The 16846-nt window shown below is 35.2% G+C and carries 12 protein-coding genes and 1 pseudogene; 7 read left to right on the top strand and 6 right to left on the bottom strand.

From position 1 onward, the window contains the following. Positions 1-10: 10 nt before the first annotated feature. The 5 genes and pseudogenes from argH to J3U00_RS06090 all read right to left on the bottom strand — a co-directional run bounded on the left by argH (position 11) and on the right by J3U00_RS06090 (position 6513). A complete protein-coding gene (gene argH / locus J3U00_RS06110) occupies positions 11-1387 on the bottom strand; it encodes an argininosuccinate lyase (protein WP_267331887.1) in 1377 nt (458 codons plus the stop codon). Between the two features lie 300 nt (positions 1388-1687). Next, a pseudogene (locus J3U00_RS06105) lies at positions 1688-2905 on the bottom strand (argininosuccinate synthase); the annotation flags it as partial. Positions 2906-3012: 107 nt separating this feature from the next. Continuing rightward, on the bottom strand, positions 3013-3792 hold the full coding sequence (gene argB, locus J3U00_RS06100; protein ID WP_267331885.1) for an acetylglutamate kinase: 780 nt from the start codon (positions 3790-3792) through the stop codon (positions 3013-3015). 59 nt (positions 3793-3851) lie between these two features. Next, positions 3852-4862 carry an N-acetyl-gamma-glutamyl-phosphate reductase gene (gene argC / locus J3U00_RS06095; protein ID WP_065563515.1) on the bottom strand — a complete coding sequence of 337 codons (1011 nt, stop codon included), beginning with the start codon at positions 4860-4862 and terminating at the stop codon, positions 3852-3854. A 187-nt stretch (positions 4863-5049) separates the two neighbouring features. Further along, a complete protein-coding gene (locus J3U00_RS06090; RefSeq protein WP_267331884.1) occupies positions 5050-6513 on the bottom strand; it encodes an aminoacyl-histidine dipeptidase in 1464 nt (487 codons plus the stop codon). Between the two features lie 150 nt (positions 6514-6663). On the opposite strand from J3U00_RS06090, the gene gpt reads away from it, so the two are divergent. The 4 genes from gpt (at position 6664) to proA (ending at position 11213) form a co-directional block, all read left to right on the top strand. Next, positions 6664-7194, top strand: a complete 531-nt coding sequence (gene gpt, locus J3U00_RS06085) for a xanthine phosphoribosyltransferase (protein ID WP_081299561.1) — start codon at positions 6664-6666, stop codon at positions 7192-7194. A gap of 22 nt (positions 7195-7216) precedes the next feature. Next, positions 7217-8470: an esterase FrsA gene (gene frsA / locus J3U00_RS06080; protein WP_267331883.1), complete on the top strand. Its 1254-nt coding sequence runs from the start codon at positions 7217-7219 to the stop codon at positions 8468-8470. Between the two features lie 26 nt (positions 8471-8496). Then, positions 8497-9606 (top strand): glutamate 5-kinase, encoded by a 1110-nt coding sequence (proB, locus tag J3U00_RS06075; protein ID WP_065563543.1) that lies wholly within the window; start codon positions 8497-8499, stop codon positions 9604-9606. A 353-nt stretch (positions 9607-9959) separates the two neighbouring features. Continuing rightward, the gene (gene proA, locus J3U00_RS06070) at positions 9960-11213 is read left to right on the top strand and encodes a glutamate-5-semialdehyde dehydrogenase (RefSeq protein WP_267331882.1); all 1254 of its coding nucleotides are present in this window, start codon (positions 9960-9962) and stop codon (positions 11211-11213) included. Positions 11214-11265: 52 nt separating this feature from the next. Here proA and yegQ read toward each other — a convergent pair whose 3' ends face one another. Beyond that, positions 11266-12609, bottom strand: a complete 1344-nt coding sequence (gene yegQ, locus J3U00_RS06065; protein WP_267331881.1) for a tRNA 5-hydroxyuridine modification protein YegQ — start codon at positions 12607-12609, stop codon at positions 11266-11268. A gap of 389 nt (positions 12610-12998) precedes the next feature. On the opposite strand from yegQ, the gene J3U00_RS06060 reads away from it, so the two are divergent. From J3U00_RS06060 to J3U00_RS06050, 3 genes are all read left to right on the top strand, one after another. Beyond that, complete coding sequence (locus J3U00_RS06060; protein ID WP_220225997.1) at positions 12999-14303, top strand: GntP family permease; 1305 nt, start codon at positions 12999-13001, stop codon at positions 14301-14303. 17 nt (positions 14304-14320) lie between these two features. Further along, a complete protein-coding gene (locus tag J3U00_RS06055; RefSeq protein WP_267331880.1) occupies positions 14321-15460 on the top strand; it encodes a glycerate kinase in 1140 nt (379 codons plus the stop codon). 231 nt (positions 15461-15691) lie between these two features. Further along, entirely contained in the window at positions 15692-16840 is a 1149-nt protein-coding gene (locus J3U00_RS06050; RefSeq protein ID WP_267331879.1) for a sugar diacid recognition domain-containing protein, read from the top strand. Positions 16841-16846: the final 6 nt, after the last annotated feature.

The raw sequence follows: 16846 nt of genomic DNA, 5'->3' as shown, positions 1-16846 counted from the left end.
ATAAAAAGTACTATAAACAGAGCTGTTTTTTAGCATTGTCGATTGCCAATTTAACTTGTTTAGGCGATACGCCTCCTTTAGCAGATCGTTTAGCTAGGCAAGATTCGAGTGATAAAATTGGATAAACGTCATCTTCAATAACATCACTATAGACTTTTAATTCATCCAACGTTAACTCTTCTAATGCTTTTTGCTTAGCTATCGCGCCAACAACGGCTTCACCTACAATGTGATGAGCTTGTCTAAATGGAATACCTTTAGCAACGAGATAATCAGCAAGTTCTGTTGCATTTGAGTAGCCTTGTTTAGCTGCATTTTGGCAACTTTGGTAATTGATTTTAATATCTTCAAGAACTAACGTTGCCATGTCTAAACATTCTTGCCAAGTATCAAGTGCGTCAAATAGATGTTCTTTATCTTCCTGTAGATCTTTATTGTAAGCAAGTGGTAAACCTTTAAAAGTCATCATGGCGCCAGTTAGTGCACCAACAACTCGCCCTATTTTTCCTCGAATAAGTTCTAATGCATCAGGATTTTTTTTCTGTGGCATTAATGATGATCCTGATGTGACACGATCAGATAGTTCAACAAAATCTGCTTCACCACTATTGAAGATAATTAAATCTTCTGCAAACCGAGATAAATGCACCATTCCTATAGATGCATTATTGAGTAATTCAAGTACATGATCTCTATCAGATACCGAATCTAAACTATTATTGGTTGCTGTTGCAAAACCTAACCAATCGGCTAGCTGATCGCGATCCATTGGATAAGCAGTTCCAGCTAAAGCGCCACAACCTAAAGGGCTTACATCCAAGCGTTTAAGTGTATCTTGTAAACGGCTTTCATCACGTGTTAGCATTTCATAATACGCTAAACACCAATGAGCAAAAGTGACTGGTTGTGCGCGTTGTAGATGAGTATAGCCAGGCATAACGGCATCTTGATGTTGTTCAGCAGTAAGCACTAGGCGTTTTCTGAGTTCATTGATAGCTGTGATAAGATGAGCGATTTCATCTTTACACCATAATTTTAGATCGGTTGTTGATTGATCGTTACGGCTACGACCAGTATGTAATTTTTTACCTAAATCACCGATTTTTCCGATAAGTTTTTGCTCTACCCAACTGTGAATATCTTCCGCATCACTTTGTAGAATCTGTTCTGGGTTTTGCCGTACTGAATCTAATAATTCATTTAAAGCTTTTTCTAATTTTTTTTGTTCATCATAAGATAAAACGTCAACAGTGACCAAAGCTTTAGACCATGCAATTGATCCAATGATATCTTGCTCCGCAAGCCGATAGTCAAAGCGTAGAGAATCATTAAAATGTTTAAATCGTTGATCTGCTGCTTGGCTAAAACGCCCACCCCATAATGCCATAATTACCTCAATTTTTAATCCTAAGCGATTTTAGTTTGATCGCTTTTTTAATAATGATAAATCAATAATACTATAAAAAATATATACAGACCAAAGTCTGTATATATTGTGTTTTATATCTAAGTAAAAAGTGATTAAAACTTACTTTTTAGCTTTGGCTTTCGCTTTCGCTTTCACTTTTGCGTTAGATTTTGGAGCAACTTTGGTTGTCGCTTTAGCATCAGCTTTAGCTACTTTTTTGACTGTTTTTTCAGTTTTTTTAGCTGTATCTTTTTTAACTGTAGCTTTTTTAGCTGGTTGTTTTTTCTTACCTTCATTTAGAGCTCGAATGCGTGAAGATAATGAGAATAAGCGAATAAATCCACCTGCATGACTGTGGTCATAGACTTCATCCTCACCAAAAGTCGCAAATTCTTCACTATATAAGCTATTTGGTGATTTTTTCTGAACTGCTGTTGCACTACCTTTGTAGAGTTTAACTACAACTTCACCTGTCATATCTTCTGCTAATACATCAGCAGCGGCTTGAATTGAGCGACGATATGGTGCAAACCAACGACCATCATAAACAACGTATGCCATTTCTAAACCAAGTTGTTCACGCCATTTGAAGCTATCACGATCTAAAATTAATTGTTCTAAACCACGTAATGCAGTCATCATGATTGTACCACCTGGGGTTTCATAACAACCGCGAGATTTGATACCCACCAAACGATTTTCAATGATATCAACTCGACCAACACCATGTTTAGCACCAATTTTATTGAGTGTTGCTACGCAGTTATATGGAGAGAGTTTTTTACCATTAACAGAAACAACTTCACCTTTTTCTATACCAATGGTAACAAGTTCTGGTTTATTGGGTGCATCTTCTGGTGAGACAGTCCATGCCCAACAATCCGCGTTGGCTTGATTCCAAGTGCTTTCAAGTACACCACCCTCGGTAGAGATGTGCCAAGCATTTTCATCACGACTATAGATTTTTTCAACGGTTGCAGTTGTTGGAATTTTTCGTACTTTTAAGTAATCAATTAAAGCTTCACGCGAACGTAAATCCCATTCACGCCAAGGTGCAATAACTTTAAGTTGTGGTGCTAGAGCTGTATAAGTTGTTTCGAAGCGAACTTGGTCATTACCTTTACCTGTTGCTCCATGACAAAGGGTATCGGCACCAACTTCTAATGCATATTCAACTTGGGCTTTAGCAATAATTGGGCGAGCCATTGAAGTTCCAAGATAATAAGTTCCTTCATATAAAGCGCCAGTTTTTAAAACAGGGTAAACATAATCTTTAACAAATTCTTCTCGTAAATCGACAACTTTACAAGCTACTGCTCCAGATGCTTTCGCTTTTTTCTCAACATCTTTTAGCTCTTTAGGATCTTGACCAACGTTAGCGACTAGAGCGTAAACTTCACAACCGCCATAATTTTCTTTTAGCCATGGAATAATAGCTGATGTATCTAATCCACCTGAATAGGCTAAAACCACCTTTTTTGTTGCACTTTTTTTCATGTTATACCCTTTCTTAAATTTACTGACGAAAAAATAAATGATTTAAAGATTAAATTAAGTATATTTAATAAAAAATATACTCAAATAATATACTAACTGATTTATATTTAAGCAATAATTCTTGTACCTGTTATTCCTGATTTTCCATTAAATAATTCAATAAGTTTGTCGGATTCTTTCCAACTAGCTATATCAATTGGTCGCCCAAGCGTTTTTGCTGCTTCGAATGCCGAATTGACTTTGACAATCATGCCATCAGTAATAATGCCTTGTGCGATCAAGTGATCAGCTTCTGCTTGCGTTAATGATTCAATTCGTTGTTTGTTAGCATCTAAAACACCGGAAACATCAGATAATAAAATTAAATCTGCATCTATTGTTTTTGCGAGTGCAACGGCTGCATGATCGGCATTCACATTCATCATCTTGCCTTGATCAGTAATGCCAATTGAACTAACAATTGGTAAATAACCATTATTAAGCAGTAAATTGATTAAGGTTGGATCACCTATTTCAGCTTCTCCTACATACCCTAACTCTTCAGAAATTTGTTTAACCTTGACACTATCACCATCTGCTAAGCAGAGTCCGATACTTGATATTTGTAATTTTTTTGCCTCTGACAATATTGTAGTATTGGCACTACCTGCAAGACTGCCTACAATCACATCAATCTGGTCTGCGGGTGTAACGCGTAAACCATTGCGTCGTACTACCGGTAATGAAAGACGATCCATTAAGGCGTCAACAACACTACCACCACCATGAACAATAATTAAAGGCCTATTATAATTCTTTTTATATTCGCTAATAATAATGAATAATTTACTTAACGCATCTTTGTTATCGAGTAATACACCGCCAAACTTAATAATTAATGGTTTCATTTTTATTCCCTATCCATTTAAACAAAGTCACTTGATTAATATTATTAACAAATGAGTATTTATAATAAGGCTGTAGTTTCATCAAAGCCAAATCGAATATTCATACACTGTACCGCTTGTGCTGCTGCACCTTTTAATAAATTATCTTCGACTGAAATTAAAATCAAATGTTGCCCTTTTAGTACAAAACCAATATCGCAATATGGCAGATCTATTACTGATTTTAATGCTGGCCAATGTTTTTGGTAAACCCTAATTAACGGTTTATTTTGATAATATTTATTTAATGCGTTACGAATATCATCAGATGTTACGCCTTTCTTTACCATACAGGTAATAGTGGCATGAATGCCTTGTTTGAAACATCCTAGGTGAGGCGTAAAGATAACTTCTTGGCCTAAGTGTGTTGCAATTTCAGGTTGATGACGATGTGTAAATAAGCCATAAGCATGTAAACTCACTTCACAAAATAAATTGTTAGTCGAAGGTTTTCGTCCAGCGCCACTTACACCACTTACAGCATTGATAATAGGCCATTGACTTTTGTCTAACAAATCTTCTTCAATCAACGGTTTTAATGGCAGTTGGGATGCTGTTGGATAACAACCAGGAACTGCAATCAACTGAGCTTGTTTTATAGCCTCATAATTCCATTCAGCTAATCCATAAACGGCCTTCTCAAGCCACTGTTTATGTTGATGTTCAAAACCATAAAATTGAGTATAAAAAGAGGATGAATTGACACGAAATGCGCCAGATAAGTCGAATACTGTGCATCCTTTGTCTAAAAAATAAGGTGCGATATCGTGACTAACTGAATGTTCTGTTGCTAAAAAAACAATATCAACATCATGAATGAGAGATGAATAGTCGGCGGTTGCAATTAAGGGGAGATCAACTACACCTTTCAATTGAGGATATAAATCATAGTCCGAGATTAACTTTCCACCATCACGACTATTTTCAGATACGGTTAATGCGACTAACTCAATATTTGGATGCTTTGTTAAATAATATGCAAGTTTTGCGCCTGCATAACCACTTGCTCCGACAACTATTGCTTTTAACATACCTTTCCTTATCTATCACTAAGTTTTTTTTGGTAGTATAGTAGGCTTTCTGAAAAAACAAAGCAAGCATAAAATGCATTTTTATTCACTTTTAGTGAATTTATTTTCAAGTTAGTCGATCTTTAGTAAAGCAAATAAGTCGGATGATTCCTCCTCTCTAATCAATCAGGAGGAGGAACCGCAATTTTTATTTCAAATAACAAGCCGATTTTAAGATCGCAATTAATAATTCCCAATAACGATATACACTATGAATATTAACTTTTTCATCAGGTGAATGAGGTGAAACTATAGTTGGTCCAATTGAAATCATATCCATATATGGATAAGACTGTTTAAATAAACCACATTCTAAACCAGCATGGATCACCATAATTTTTGCTTGCTTTGAAAAAATCTCTAGGTACTTATCTTTAGCTAATTGTAGTAGTCTAGAATTCAAATTAGGTTCCCAACCTGAATAACCACCACTGATTTCATAATTGGCATTTACTAATTGGCTTAATGATATTAAGGTTGAAACAACTGCATCCTTCGCGCTATCAACTTGAGAACGAATTAAAAAGTTTACACTTAACTGATTGTCACTAATATTGACAATGCCTAGATTTAAAGAAGTTTCGACCACACCATGGATCTCTTTGCTCATGCTGACAACACCATTAGGCGCAGTGTTTAAAATATTGATGATTTTGTTTTGTTGATCAATCGCGATAACTCTTTTAACTTTATCCGTTTTCACTTCTTTTAAAGTTAATTCAATATCTGGTTCAATCTGTCTAAATTCATTTTGTAATACAGATTGATATTGTTTAACAATTGCTTCTAACTTAGGCAAATCTTGCTTGCTTAAAGTTAATTCAGCAAAAGCTTCACGAGGGATTGCATTACGTAATGAACCGCCTCGAATGTCAGCTAATCTAAATGAGATATCTTGTGCGTATTGAGCTAACAATCTTGCCATTAATTTTATGGCATTCCCTCGTCCAAGATGAATATCACAACCTGAATGTCCACCTTTCAAACCTTTTAGAGAAAGTTGTACATAGCAATCGTGAATCTCCGGCATAACCGCGTATGTAATTGTAAAATTCATTGAGAAGTCTATACCGCCTGCACAACCAGTAAATATCTCACCTTCATCTTCAGAATCAGTATTGATGAGATAACGGCTTTTTAACCAATTAGGTTGAAGACCAAAAGCACCATGCATACCAGTCTCTTCAGAAGTCGTAACTAAAACTTCAAGAGGACCGTGTTCGACAGATGGATCAATTAATACAGCTAGAGCAGATGCAAGCCCTACACCATTGTCAGCACCTAATGTTGTACCTTTTGCTTTAACCCATTCATCGTCTATATAAGTTTGGATTGGATCAATTAGAAAATCATGCTCTGTACCTTCGTTTTTTTGAGGAACCATATCCATATGGGCTTGTAAAGCAATAGATGGGCAATTTTCCATACCTTTAGTTGCGGTTTTGCTCAATAAAATGTTTCCAGTTTTATCAAGCTGACAATCAATGTGATGAGTTGCTGCAAAATCGACAATATATTTGGTTATCATTTGTTCATGATGAGAAGGATGGGGAATGTTACAAATATCATTAAAAATCTGCCAAACAAATTTTGGATTTAGGGTTGATAGCATAATTTATCCTCAGTATTAGCTAGGTAACAAATTAATCAGTGGTTTTTTTTATCTAATCACTCTATAATAAGGTGCAATTTTACATCTATTTCAAGTCCATTAATATTAATTTATTAAATTCGTTTATTCGATTAAAATTGCAGGTTACACATGTCAATAGAACAAACTTTAACAGAAGAAGAAATCAAAGCCAAAAAACAGCATAAAGCAGAGCTCATCGCTGAAAAGAAAAAATTCAACGTTACTTGGGAAATGCTTCAAGCTTATGGTCGTCAACTTTCTGAAAGATTATTACCCGCCAAACAATGGAAAGGCATCATTGCCGTTAGTCGTGGAGGCTTAGTTCCTGCGGCTATTCTAGCTCGTGAACTTAGCATTCGTTATGTCGATACCGTTTGTATTTCAAGTTATGACCACGATCATCAACGTGAAAAACTAATTTTAAAAGAAGCGAAAGGTGATGGCGAAGGCTTTATTGTTGTTGACGATTTAGTTGATACCGGAAGCACAGCTCATACTATTCGTGAAATGTATCCAAAGGCTCACTTTGTAACTATTTTTGCTAAACCTGCTGGCAAACCATTAGTTGATGATTATGTTGTCGATATCGCTCAAGATACTTGGATCGAACAGCCATGGGATACTGGCGTTATGTTTGTTAAGCCACTTAGTGATCATTAATAATTAATTTAATAAGGTTGCTATGACTGAAAACCTTTCTGAAAAGATATTTAAACCACAATATGATTATCCTGAAACATCATCGCTAATCAATCGGTTAGATAGTAGCGATGGTAGCAGTATTAGTCCATTTGATGGTGAAGTAGATTCAAAATGGTACCGAATCATTAATCCTATCCTATGGTTTTGGCGTGGCTTACCGAAATTGGAAATCGAAGAAGTTTTATCGCAAATCGCAATTTCGACTAAACGTCATACCAATGAAAAGTGGTTAGATTCGGTTATTGGTTATCAACCTGGCAATTGGATTTATGAGTTTTTAAATCAAGCTGCAAAATGGCAAGCTAAAGCGGATTCAATAGATCAATCTGACTTATCTGAAGAAGCAAAAAATAACTTACATCAAGATTATTTAATTGCGAGTGAATTTGCTAGTATTGCTAGCTATCCTCATTTTAAAAATGATGAGCTTGCCATGTATGCACAAACTTGTGCATATCAATCTTATATAAAAGCACTTGAGTTTTCGCCTTACACGACAAAACAGATAGAATTTAAAGTTGAAAATCGCAGTGTTAAAGCAATTTTACATTTACCTAAGAACTGTGATGGCGTATGCCCTGTCGTGTTAGTCTGTAATGCATTAGGTAATTTACAAATCGACTATTATCGCTACTTTAGTGAATACCTAGCGCCACAAGGTTTTGCAATGCTAACAGTAGATTTGCCAACAGTGGGCTTTAGTCGAAATTTTGTATTAACACAAAATAGTAGCCAAATTCATCAAGCTATAATTGAACAGCTAGCGACAGTACCTTGGGTTGATAGCAATCGTGTAATTGTGGCAGGATTCCGTTTTGGTTCACACATTGCTACACGTCTTGCTTATTTAATGCCAAATAAAATAAAAGGACTTTTCAACTTTACACCTTTTGTACATCAAATATTTGTTGATAAAACCTTACAACAAAATCTACCAAATTGTTATAAGGATATGCTAGCTTGTCGATTAGGTTTAACATCAGTTTCAAATCAGCAGTTAGCTGCTGAATTAAATTACTTTTCTCTAAAAAACCAGGGATTATTAACTCATTCTTGTCCTGTGCCAATTATGAATGTCATCTTTGAAGATGATAAGTTAAGTAATTTAACTGAAGCAAAATTAATTCAATCTTCAAAGCAATGCAAAATTGTGACTATTCCTAAAACACCATTACAAAAAGGCTTACAAAATGCCTTAACTCAATCAGTTAAATGGATGGAATCTATTTTGTAAGAGATGATTTAAATAAGATTATTGCTATGACTAATAAAAAAAAGCAAACTGTCGTTATTAAGTTAGGTACCAGTGTTTTAACTGGTGGAACTAAACAGTTAGATCGCGCTCGAATAGTTGAACTGATTCGGCAATGCTCTTATTTACATCAAATTGGTCACAAAATTATTATAGTTACATCGGGAGCAATTGCTGCTGGTCGAGAGTATCTAAACTTCCCTAACCTTCCAAATACTGTTGCATCAAAACAATTACTTGCTTCTGTTGGACAAAGTAAACTTATCCAGCTTTGGGAACAGCTGTTTTCAATATATAAAATTTTTATTGGACAAATGTTACTGACACGAGCTGACTTAGAAGATCGTGAACGCTTTTTAAATGCACAAGATGTTCTAAAAGCGATGCTAGATAATCATATTGTGCCGGTCATCAATGAGAATGACGCCGTAGCTACAGCCGAAATTAAAGTGGGTGATAATGATAACCTATCAGCACTAGCGGCAATTTTAGCAGAAGCAGATAAACTCATATTACTGACAGATATTGAAGGATTATATACTGCCGACCCAAGATCTGATACTAATGCTCAATTAATAAAAGAAGTTTCTCATATTGATGAAAGTTTACGAAACATAGCTGGTGATAGTGTTTCAGGGCTGGGAACCGGTGGTATGAGCACAAAAATTCAAGCAGCTGAAGTAGCAGGTAGTGCAGGAATAGAAGTAATAATTGCAGCTGGGAATAAAGAAAATGTAATTATTGATGCAGTCAATAATCAATCGGTAGGCACGCGTTTTTTACCACAGAAAACCCCATTAGAGCATCGTAAACATTGGCTATATGGTGCACCTAATGCAGGAAAGGTGTTAGTTGATGATGGTGCTATAAATGCTATTTTGAATAATGGTAGTTCGCTCTTACCAAAAGGAATTATAGCGGTTGAAAAAGATTTTTCGCGGGGAGAAGTAATAAATATCTGTGATAAGTCAGGAAAACAAATCGCACGAGGTGTAAGCCGTTATAATAGTGATGCGCTAAAACAAATAGCAGGACATCACTCACAAGAAATTAGTCAAATTATTGGCTATGAATATGGATCTGTAGCCGTACATCGGAATGATATGATTATCAAATAATAAGGAGGTTAAATGGAACTAGCTATAGGTGGCGTAATAGTCAACTGGTTAGGTGTATTAATTGTTTACTAGAATTCACTATACAACTCAAGTTATCGAATATATCTCAGCTTGCTTTTAAGCTTCATAATTGACAATCGCCTGAAAAATACATTATTGTTGGAATAAATTGATTCCTATTAGCAAAATTTGTTTAAGGTGACAGCTCATACCTCTTTAGCTCTATTATTTATTCTATAAGTTTTATAAATAAGAATTAGAGTGGGATGTATAATATCATTAGATAAATTATTTTTTAGAGAATCTGTATTCTGTCAAACACAGTTGTGAGTAAAATCTATTAAGGTTAAGCAATGATAAACCAAATTGGAAAGTTAGCAAAACAAGCCTCATATCAATTAGCACAATGCCCAACTAAAATCAAAAATCAGGCTTTAATTAGTATTGCTGATTTATTGGAGCAAAGCTCTCAAAGCATTTTAGAGGCGAATCAAAAAGATATTGCTATAGCAAAAAATCAAGGATTGAGTGAAGCAATGCTTGATCGTTTATTATTAACTCCAGAGCGACTATCCTCTATTGCTAATGATGTTCGCAAAGTTGTCTCCTTAACCGATCCTATTGGGCAAACTATCGATGGGTCAGTTTTAGAGAACGGATTAAAGTTACAACGTCACCGAGTTCCGCTGGGTGTAATTGGTGTAATATATGAAGCCCGCCCTAATGTTACTATAGATATTGCTGCTCTTTGTTTAAAAACAGGTAATGCAGCAATACTTCGTGGTGGAAAAGAAACGGTTAATACTAATGCGGCTATCATATCCATTATTCAACAAGCATTAAATCAAGCCGGCTTACCTGAAACTGCTATTCAATCAATCGATAATCCTGATCGTAAATATATCACTGAGTTACTCAAACTTGATAAATATGTGGATATGATTATTCCTCGAGGCGGTGAGGCTCTACATAAACTTTGCCGTGAACATTCAACCATTCCGGTCATAACTGGCGGTATTGGAGTTTGCCATATCTTTGTCGATGAAAGTGCAGATTTTGACGCAGCTTTTTCAATCATTCTAAATGCGAAAACTCAACGACCAAGTACATGTAACTCTGTAGAAACATTACTCATACATACTGAAATTGCAAATACTTTTCTGCCTAAACTTAGTCAAATTATGGCTGATAATCACGTCATATTACATGCTGATCCTGATGCTTATAAAATTTTAAATTCAGGCGTAGCAAATCTATTTCCAGTAGAAGATGACGAACTTAGACAAGAGTGGCTTTCCAAAGATCTGAACATAGTGATTGTTGATTCACTTGAATTAGCAGTTGAACATATTCGGGAATATGGAAGTGGCCATTCAGAAGCCATTCTAACTCGAAGTCTACTTAATGCAGAGCAATTCATTAAGCTAGTTGATGCGGCTGCAGTTTATGTTAATGCATCAACTCGATTTACTGATGGCGCACAATTTGGTTTAGGTGCCGAAGTTGCTGTCAGTACTCAAAAATTACATGCCAGAGGGCCAATGGGTCTAGAAGCATTAACAACTTATAAATGGATTGGTTATGGTGAAGATTTAATCCGTCAATAATGATATTAGCTAACTGTTTATAAATTCAAACAGTTAGCTAAATAGAGATGGACTAATCAAAATTACGCATTAAAAGCGCATAATTTAAATCGATATCTTCAGCTACCGGAATATAAACAATATGGCCATCACCGAGTCCAGCAGGAACAGGTTGGCCTTTTTTATTTTCCATTCGTTCAATAATGAACGTTGTGTTACCTTTTGGTGTCATCATCTCAACACTATCACCTACTGAAAATTTATTTTTCACAATAATTTCAGCTAATCCATTTAAACGTTGACCACTAAACTCACCAACAAACTGTTGTCTATCTGACACTGAATGGCTATGAACATAGTTCTGCATATCTTCATGTTTATGACGACGCAAAAAGCCTTCGGTGTATCCTCGATGAGCGAGTGAATCAAGTTCAGTTAATAAACGAGGATCAAATGGCTTACCTTCACTCGCTGCATCAATAGCTTGACGATAAACCTGAGCGGTTCTAGCGCAGTAATAAAAGGATTTTGTCCGCCCTTCAATTTTTAATGAATGTACGCCAATTTTCGTCAAATCTTCAACTAATTCAACCGCTCTTAAATCTTTGGAATTCATGATATAAGTTCCATGTTCATCTTCAAAAGCTTGCATATATTCGCCAGGACGACCTGATTCTTTTAACATAAAGACTTGATCTGTTGTTGTGCCAATGCCCAAAGTGGGTTCAATTTGCTTTACAGGAATTGGTTCATATTTGTGTACTATCTGCCCTACTTCGTCCTCCTTACCTTCGGACACTTTATATTCCCAACGACAAGCATTGGTACAAGTTCCTTGGTTAGAGTCTCGTTTGTTAATATAACCAGATAATAAGCATCGTCCGGAATAAGCCATACAAAGCGCACCATGAATAAAAACTTCAAGTTCCATCTCGGGTACTTTTTCACGAATTTCTTTTATTTCATCAAGAGACAACTCTCGTGATAATACAACGCGGGTTAATCCAATATTGTGCCAAAACTTTACCGTTGCCCAGTTAACGGCGTTTGATTGTACAGACAAATGAATTTCCATTTCAGGAAAATGCTCACGTACCAACATAATTAAGCCAGGATCAGACATGATAAAAGCATCAGGCTTCATATTTACTATAGGCTCTAAATCTCGAATAAAGGTTTTCAGCTTTGAATTATGGGGAGCTATATTTACAACTACATAAAATTTTTTGCCTTGTGCATGTGCTTCATTAATTCCAATCGCTAAATTTTCATGATTGAATTCATTATTTCGAACACGCAAACTATAGCGTGGTTGACCAGCATAAACTGCATCTGCCCCATAGGCAAAAGCGTATCGCATATTTTTAAGCGAACCAGCAGGAGAAAGTAATTCTGGTTTTGAATATAAATTTGTCATAAAAAAATGCCTCTGATTTCAAGTCAGTATTACCCTATAAGGTAATAGGTTAAGCAAAATAGGATGGGCATTTTACGCTTTAGCTATAGGATTGGCAAATTAATTGTATTTACAATAAGAAACAGAAAAATCACAATAAGAAACAAAAATTTCTCAAATCTAATTTTATCGCCTAATTTTAATTAAGCTGTTGACCAAGATTTTTATAAAATTAGATATGTAAAACGCACTAAATTTGTGATGAAGATCACATAACGCTATTATAAAGCCCAATATTTTTTTGTTTTTATAGCTCACATTTGTGCAAAACCACATAGATAGCAAACTAATTCGATAATAAAATTAGCGCAATATTTTTTAATAGTCATAAAAACATGAGGAAAATTTAAATGACTGAACTCATTAGTTGGTATGGAGCTATAATAGGACTTTTTCTTGCAATTTTTCTTATATTACGTGGAATAAACCCAGTCTATTCGCTATTTTTTGGGGCGATAATTGGTGCTTTCATTGGTGGAGCAAATCTAATACAAACTGTCACGATTTTAACTACTGGCACGCAAAGTATTATGGGCACGGTGATTAGAGTATTAGCTGCGGGTATTCTAGCAGGGGTAATGATGGAATCAGGCGCAGCGGAAACTATTGCTCAAGCTGTTGTTAGAAAATTAGGTGAGAAAAAAGCATTACTCGCTTTAGCATTAGCAACAGGTATTATTACTGCATCAGGCGTATTTATTCCAGTTGCTGTATTAATCGTTGCACCTATTGCTTTATCAGTTGGTAATAAAATGGGAATTTCTCGATTAGCCTTATTATTAGCGCTTTCTGGTGGTGGTAAAGCTGGGAATATTATATCACCTAACCCAAATACCATCGCTGTTGCTAATGGTTTCAATTTAAGCTTAAGTGATGTGATGATAGCAGGTTTTATTCCTGCTCTATTTGGTTTAATTGCAACTGTCGTTATCGCTTCATTGATAAAAAATAAAGGAGATAAAATTGCTAACGACGAAGTCGTTGCATTACAAAAAAATGATGCTGAACAGAAAAATAAAAATCCATCATTAGGTAAAGCAATCGTTGCTCCTGTAACAGCAATCCTTCTATTAATGATTAGCCCTATAGGCAATATTTTCCATATTGAAGCACTAGCTAATTTAAAGATTGATGCATTATATGTACTTCCTGTAGCAGGGATCATCGGCATGTTAGCAATGGGACAACATCGTAACATTGCAATGTATACCAAATCTGGGATTGAAAAAATGACACCAACAGTACTTATTCTTGTCGGTGCTGGTGCTATTGCAGGTTTGATTGGTTCATCAAACCTAGCAGCTCAAGTTATCAATATCATTGATTCAATGGGAATTTCTGGTTATTACTTATCACCAATTTCAGGTGTCTTAATGGCAGCAGCTACAGCATCAACTTCAACAGGTGTAATTTTAGCAACAGGTACATTTGGTTCAACCATCACAGATTTAGGAATACCAGCTATTAGTGCAGCTGTTATGATGCATACAGGTGCAACAGTTATTGATTCATTACCGCAAGGGAATTACTTTCATGTAACTGGCGGTAGTATGAATATGACAATTAAACAACGTATGAAATTGATTCCATATGAAGCGATGGTTGGTGGAACAATGACAATTATTGCCATTATTTTCTATCAATTTATTATGTAATATTAAGAGTAATTTTTATGAAACAGAAAACATTTGTTCTTGCTCCTGACTCATTTAAAGAAAGCTTAACAGCAAAGGAAGTGTGTCAAGCAATGGAGTCAGGTTTAAAAAAGGTATTTCCAGATGCCAAATATATTCATGTCCCAATGGCCGATGGTGGTGAAGGTACAACACAATCACTAGTCGATGCGACTAATGGAACCTTACATGCTTGTGAAGTTACTGGTCCACTTGGTAACAAAGTGATGGCTTATTATGGAATCCTAGGAGATAACACCACTGCAGTCATTGAAATGGCCTCAGCAAGTGGTATCCATCTTGTTACCAAAGAACAACGTAATCCATTAATTACTACAACCTTTGGTACAGGTGAATTGATTCTTGCCTGCTTAAAACAGGGTATTAAAAAAATTATTTTGGGTATTGGCGGTAGCGCGACAAATGATGGTGGAGCCGGAATGGCACAAGCCTTAGGCGTAAAGCTTTACGATAAAAACAACCAACTACTCCCTAAAGGTGGAGGAGCATTAGGCAATTTAGCTAGAATTGATATGTCTGAAGTAAATCCTCAACTTGATAGAGTAGAATTTATTGTTGCAAGTGATGTTACCAACCCACTCTGTGGTGAAAAAGGTGCTTCAAGAGTATTTGGACCACAAAAAGGAGCAACCCCTGAGATGGTTGAACAATTGGATGCGAACTTACAACATTATGCATCAATCATAAAATCTCAGTTAAATAAAGATGTTGCGACTATTCCTGGTGCTGGTGCTGCTGGCGGATTAGGGGCAGGATTAATGGCATTTACCAATAGTAAAATGGAAAAAGGCATCGATATTGTTATCAAATATAGTAATTTAGAAAACCAATTAATTGGTGCCGATTTTTGTTTTACAGGAGAAGGTGGAATTGATTTTCAAACCAAATTTGGAAAAACGCCTTATGGTGTTGCACAAACTGCCAAAAAACACAATATTCCAGTTATTGCATTAGCAGGAATGATTGGTGAAAACATCGAAGAACTTTATCCAGAAGGAATTAATGCCATTTTTGGAATTATCCCATCTCTATCTAAGATTGAAGATTTATTGGCCGATGGATTCAAAAATATTGAACGAACCAGTGAAAATATTGGTCGCTTAATTAGTATTACTTAACTTTAACATTTTTAGACACTAACAAACAAAAGCATGGGGAAATAAAGAGGCTATTCTTTATTCCCCAATTATTATCTAATTAAACATAAATAAATCTTAATCTTAAAGTAACAGACCTAAAGTCTGCTATAATTAAAAAGTTTTAACACGATCTCAACAAGAATTATAGTAATAAAATTAGAATCAATAAGTTATAAATTAGAACTTGTTAATAATATAAGGTTTATCGCTATGAAATCGCAAAGCATCTCACCAATACTGGCTCAATATATTGTTGATAAAACTATGAAAATCATCAACTGTAATGTCAATATAATGAATAATCATGGTGAAATTATAGGTAGTGGTGATACACAACGTATTGGCGAATTACATGAAGGTGCAGTGTTAGCAATATCACAAGGCAGGGTTGTTACCATTGACAATCCAACTGCAAAAAAACTTAAAGGTGTTAAACCTGGTGTTAATTTTCCATTAAAAATAAAAAAAGAAATTGTTGGCGTTATTGGCGTAACAGGTGAACCAGCACAAATAATCCAATTTGCTGAACTTGTTAGTATGACAGCAGAGATGATAATGGAACAAGCATTATCATTCAATCAACAATCTCAAGAGAATCGATTAAAAGAAGAGTTTATATTATCAGTAATTCAATCTGATAAAACGCTTTCAAATATAAATGAATGGAGTCGAAAATTAAATATTGACTTATCGTTAGCTTATGTTGCTGTTATTATTGAAATCGAGAGTGGTCAGCTGGGAATTCAAACAGCAATGGAGGAGTTACAGCAAATCCGAAATGAACTCGAAACACTAACCAAACTCGTGGCCATAAAGTCACTAACCGAAATTGTTATATTACTTCCTGCTTTAAATAAGTTTAACCGATGGGATTTATCAGAACATAAAACAAAACTAGAAAAGCTAGTTAGCCATACAAAATTGCTTAGTCAATTTACAATAAAAATATCTTTAGGGAAATATTTTCATCAGGGAAACGACACAATAGCAAGATCTTATCAAACAGCTAAAACAGCTTTAGAAATCGGTAAAAAAAGATTACCAGAATGCCGTAACTACTATTATCAAGATCTTATCTTACCGGTTTTATTAGATGGTTTAAATCAAGATTGGCAAGCTGAAGAATTACTTTCCCCTTTAAATAAATTAAAAGCATCTGATACAAATGGTTTATTGCAAAACACGCTTGAAACTTGGTTTTTTAATAACTTGCACAATAGCAATACTGCCAAAAATCTATTTATACATCGCAATACACTTGAGTATAGATTGAATAATATTGCCAAACTGACTGGATTAGATTTATCGAAATTTGATGATCGTGTACTGCTTTATATTGCACTACAACTCGATAAATAACCTTAT

This window comes from Gilliamella sp. B3127 (assembly GCF_026536935.1).
Classification (GTDB): domain Bacteria; phylum Pseudomonadota; class Gammaproteobacteria; order Enterobacterales; family Orbaceae; genus Gilliamella; species Gilliamella apicola_E.
Note: the sequence above shows the minus strand (reverse complement) of the source record. Positions and strands in the feature narration are given on the sequence as shown.

Excerpts from the sequence above, each read along its gene's own strand:
- argH (WP_267331887.1), bottom strand. The coding sequence starts at position 1,387 with ATGGCATTATGGGGTGGGCGTTTTAGCCAAGCAGCAGATCAACGATTT.
- argB (WP_267331885.1), bottom strand. The coding sequence starts at position 3,792 with ATGAAACCATTAATTATTAAGTTTGGCGGTGTATTACTCGATAACAAA.
- argC (WP_065563515.1), bottom strand. The coding sequence starts at position 4,862 with ATGTTAAAAGCAATAGTTGTCGGAGCAAGTGGTTATGCAGGCGCAAAA.
- J3U00_RS06090 (WP_267331884.1), bottom strand. The coding sequence starts at position 6,513 with ATGCTATCAACCCTAAATCCAAAATTTGTTTGGCAGATTTTTAATGAT.
- gpt (WP_081299561.1), top strand. The coding sequence starts at position 6,664 with ATGTCAATAGAACAAACTTTAACAGAAGAAGAAATCAAAGCCAAAAAA.
- frsA (WP_267331883.1), top strand. The coding sequence starts at position 7,217 with ATGACTGAAAACCTTTCTGAAAAGATATTTAAACCACAATATGATTAT.
- proB (WP_065563543.1), top strand. The coding sequence starts at position 8,497 with ATGACTAATAAAAAAAAGCAAACTGTCGTTATTAAGTTAGGTACCAGT.
- proA (WP_267331882.1), top strand. The coding sequence starts at position 9,960 with ATGATAAACCAAATTGGAAAGTTAGCAAAACAAGCCTCATATCAATTA.
- yegQ (WP_267331881.1), bottom strand. The coding sequence starts at position 12,609 with ATGACAAATTTATATTCAAAACCAGAATTACTTTCTCCTGCTGGTTCG.
- J3U00_RS06060 (WP_220225997.1), top strand. The coding sequence starts at position 12,999 with ATGACTGAACTCATTAGTTGGTATGGAGCTATAATAGGACTTTTTCTT.
- J3U00_RS06055 (WP_267331880.1), top strand. The coding sequence starts at position 14,321 with ATGAAACAGAAAACATTTGTTCTTGCTCCTGACTCATTTAAAGAAAGC.
- J3U00_RS06050 (WP_267331879.1), top strand. The coding sequence starts at position 15,692 with ATGAAATCGCAAAGCATCTCACCAATACTGGCTCAATATATTGTTGAT.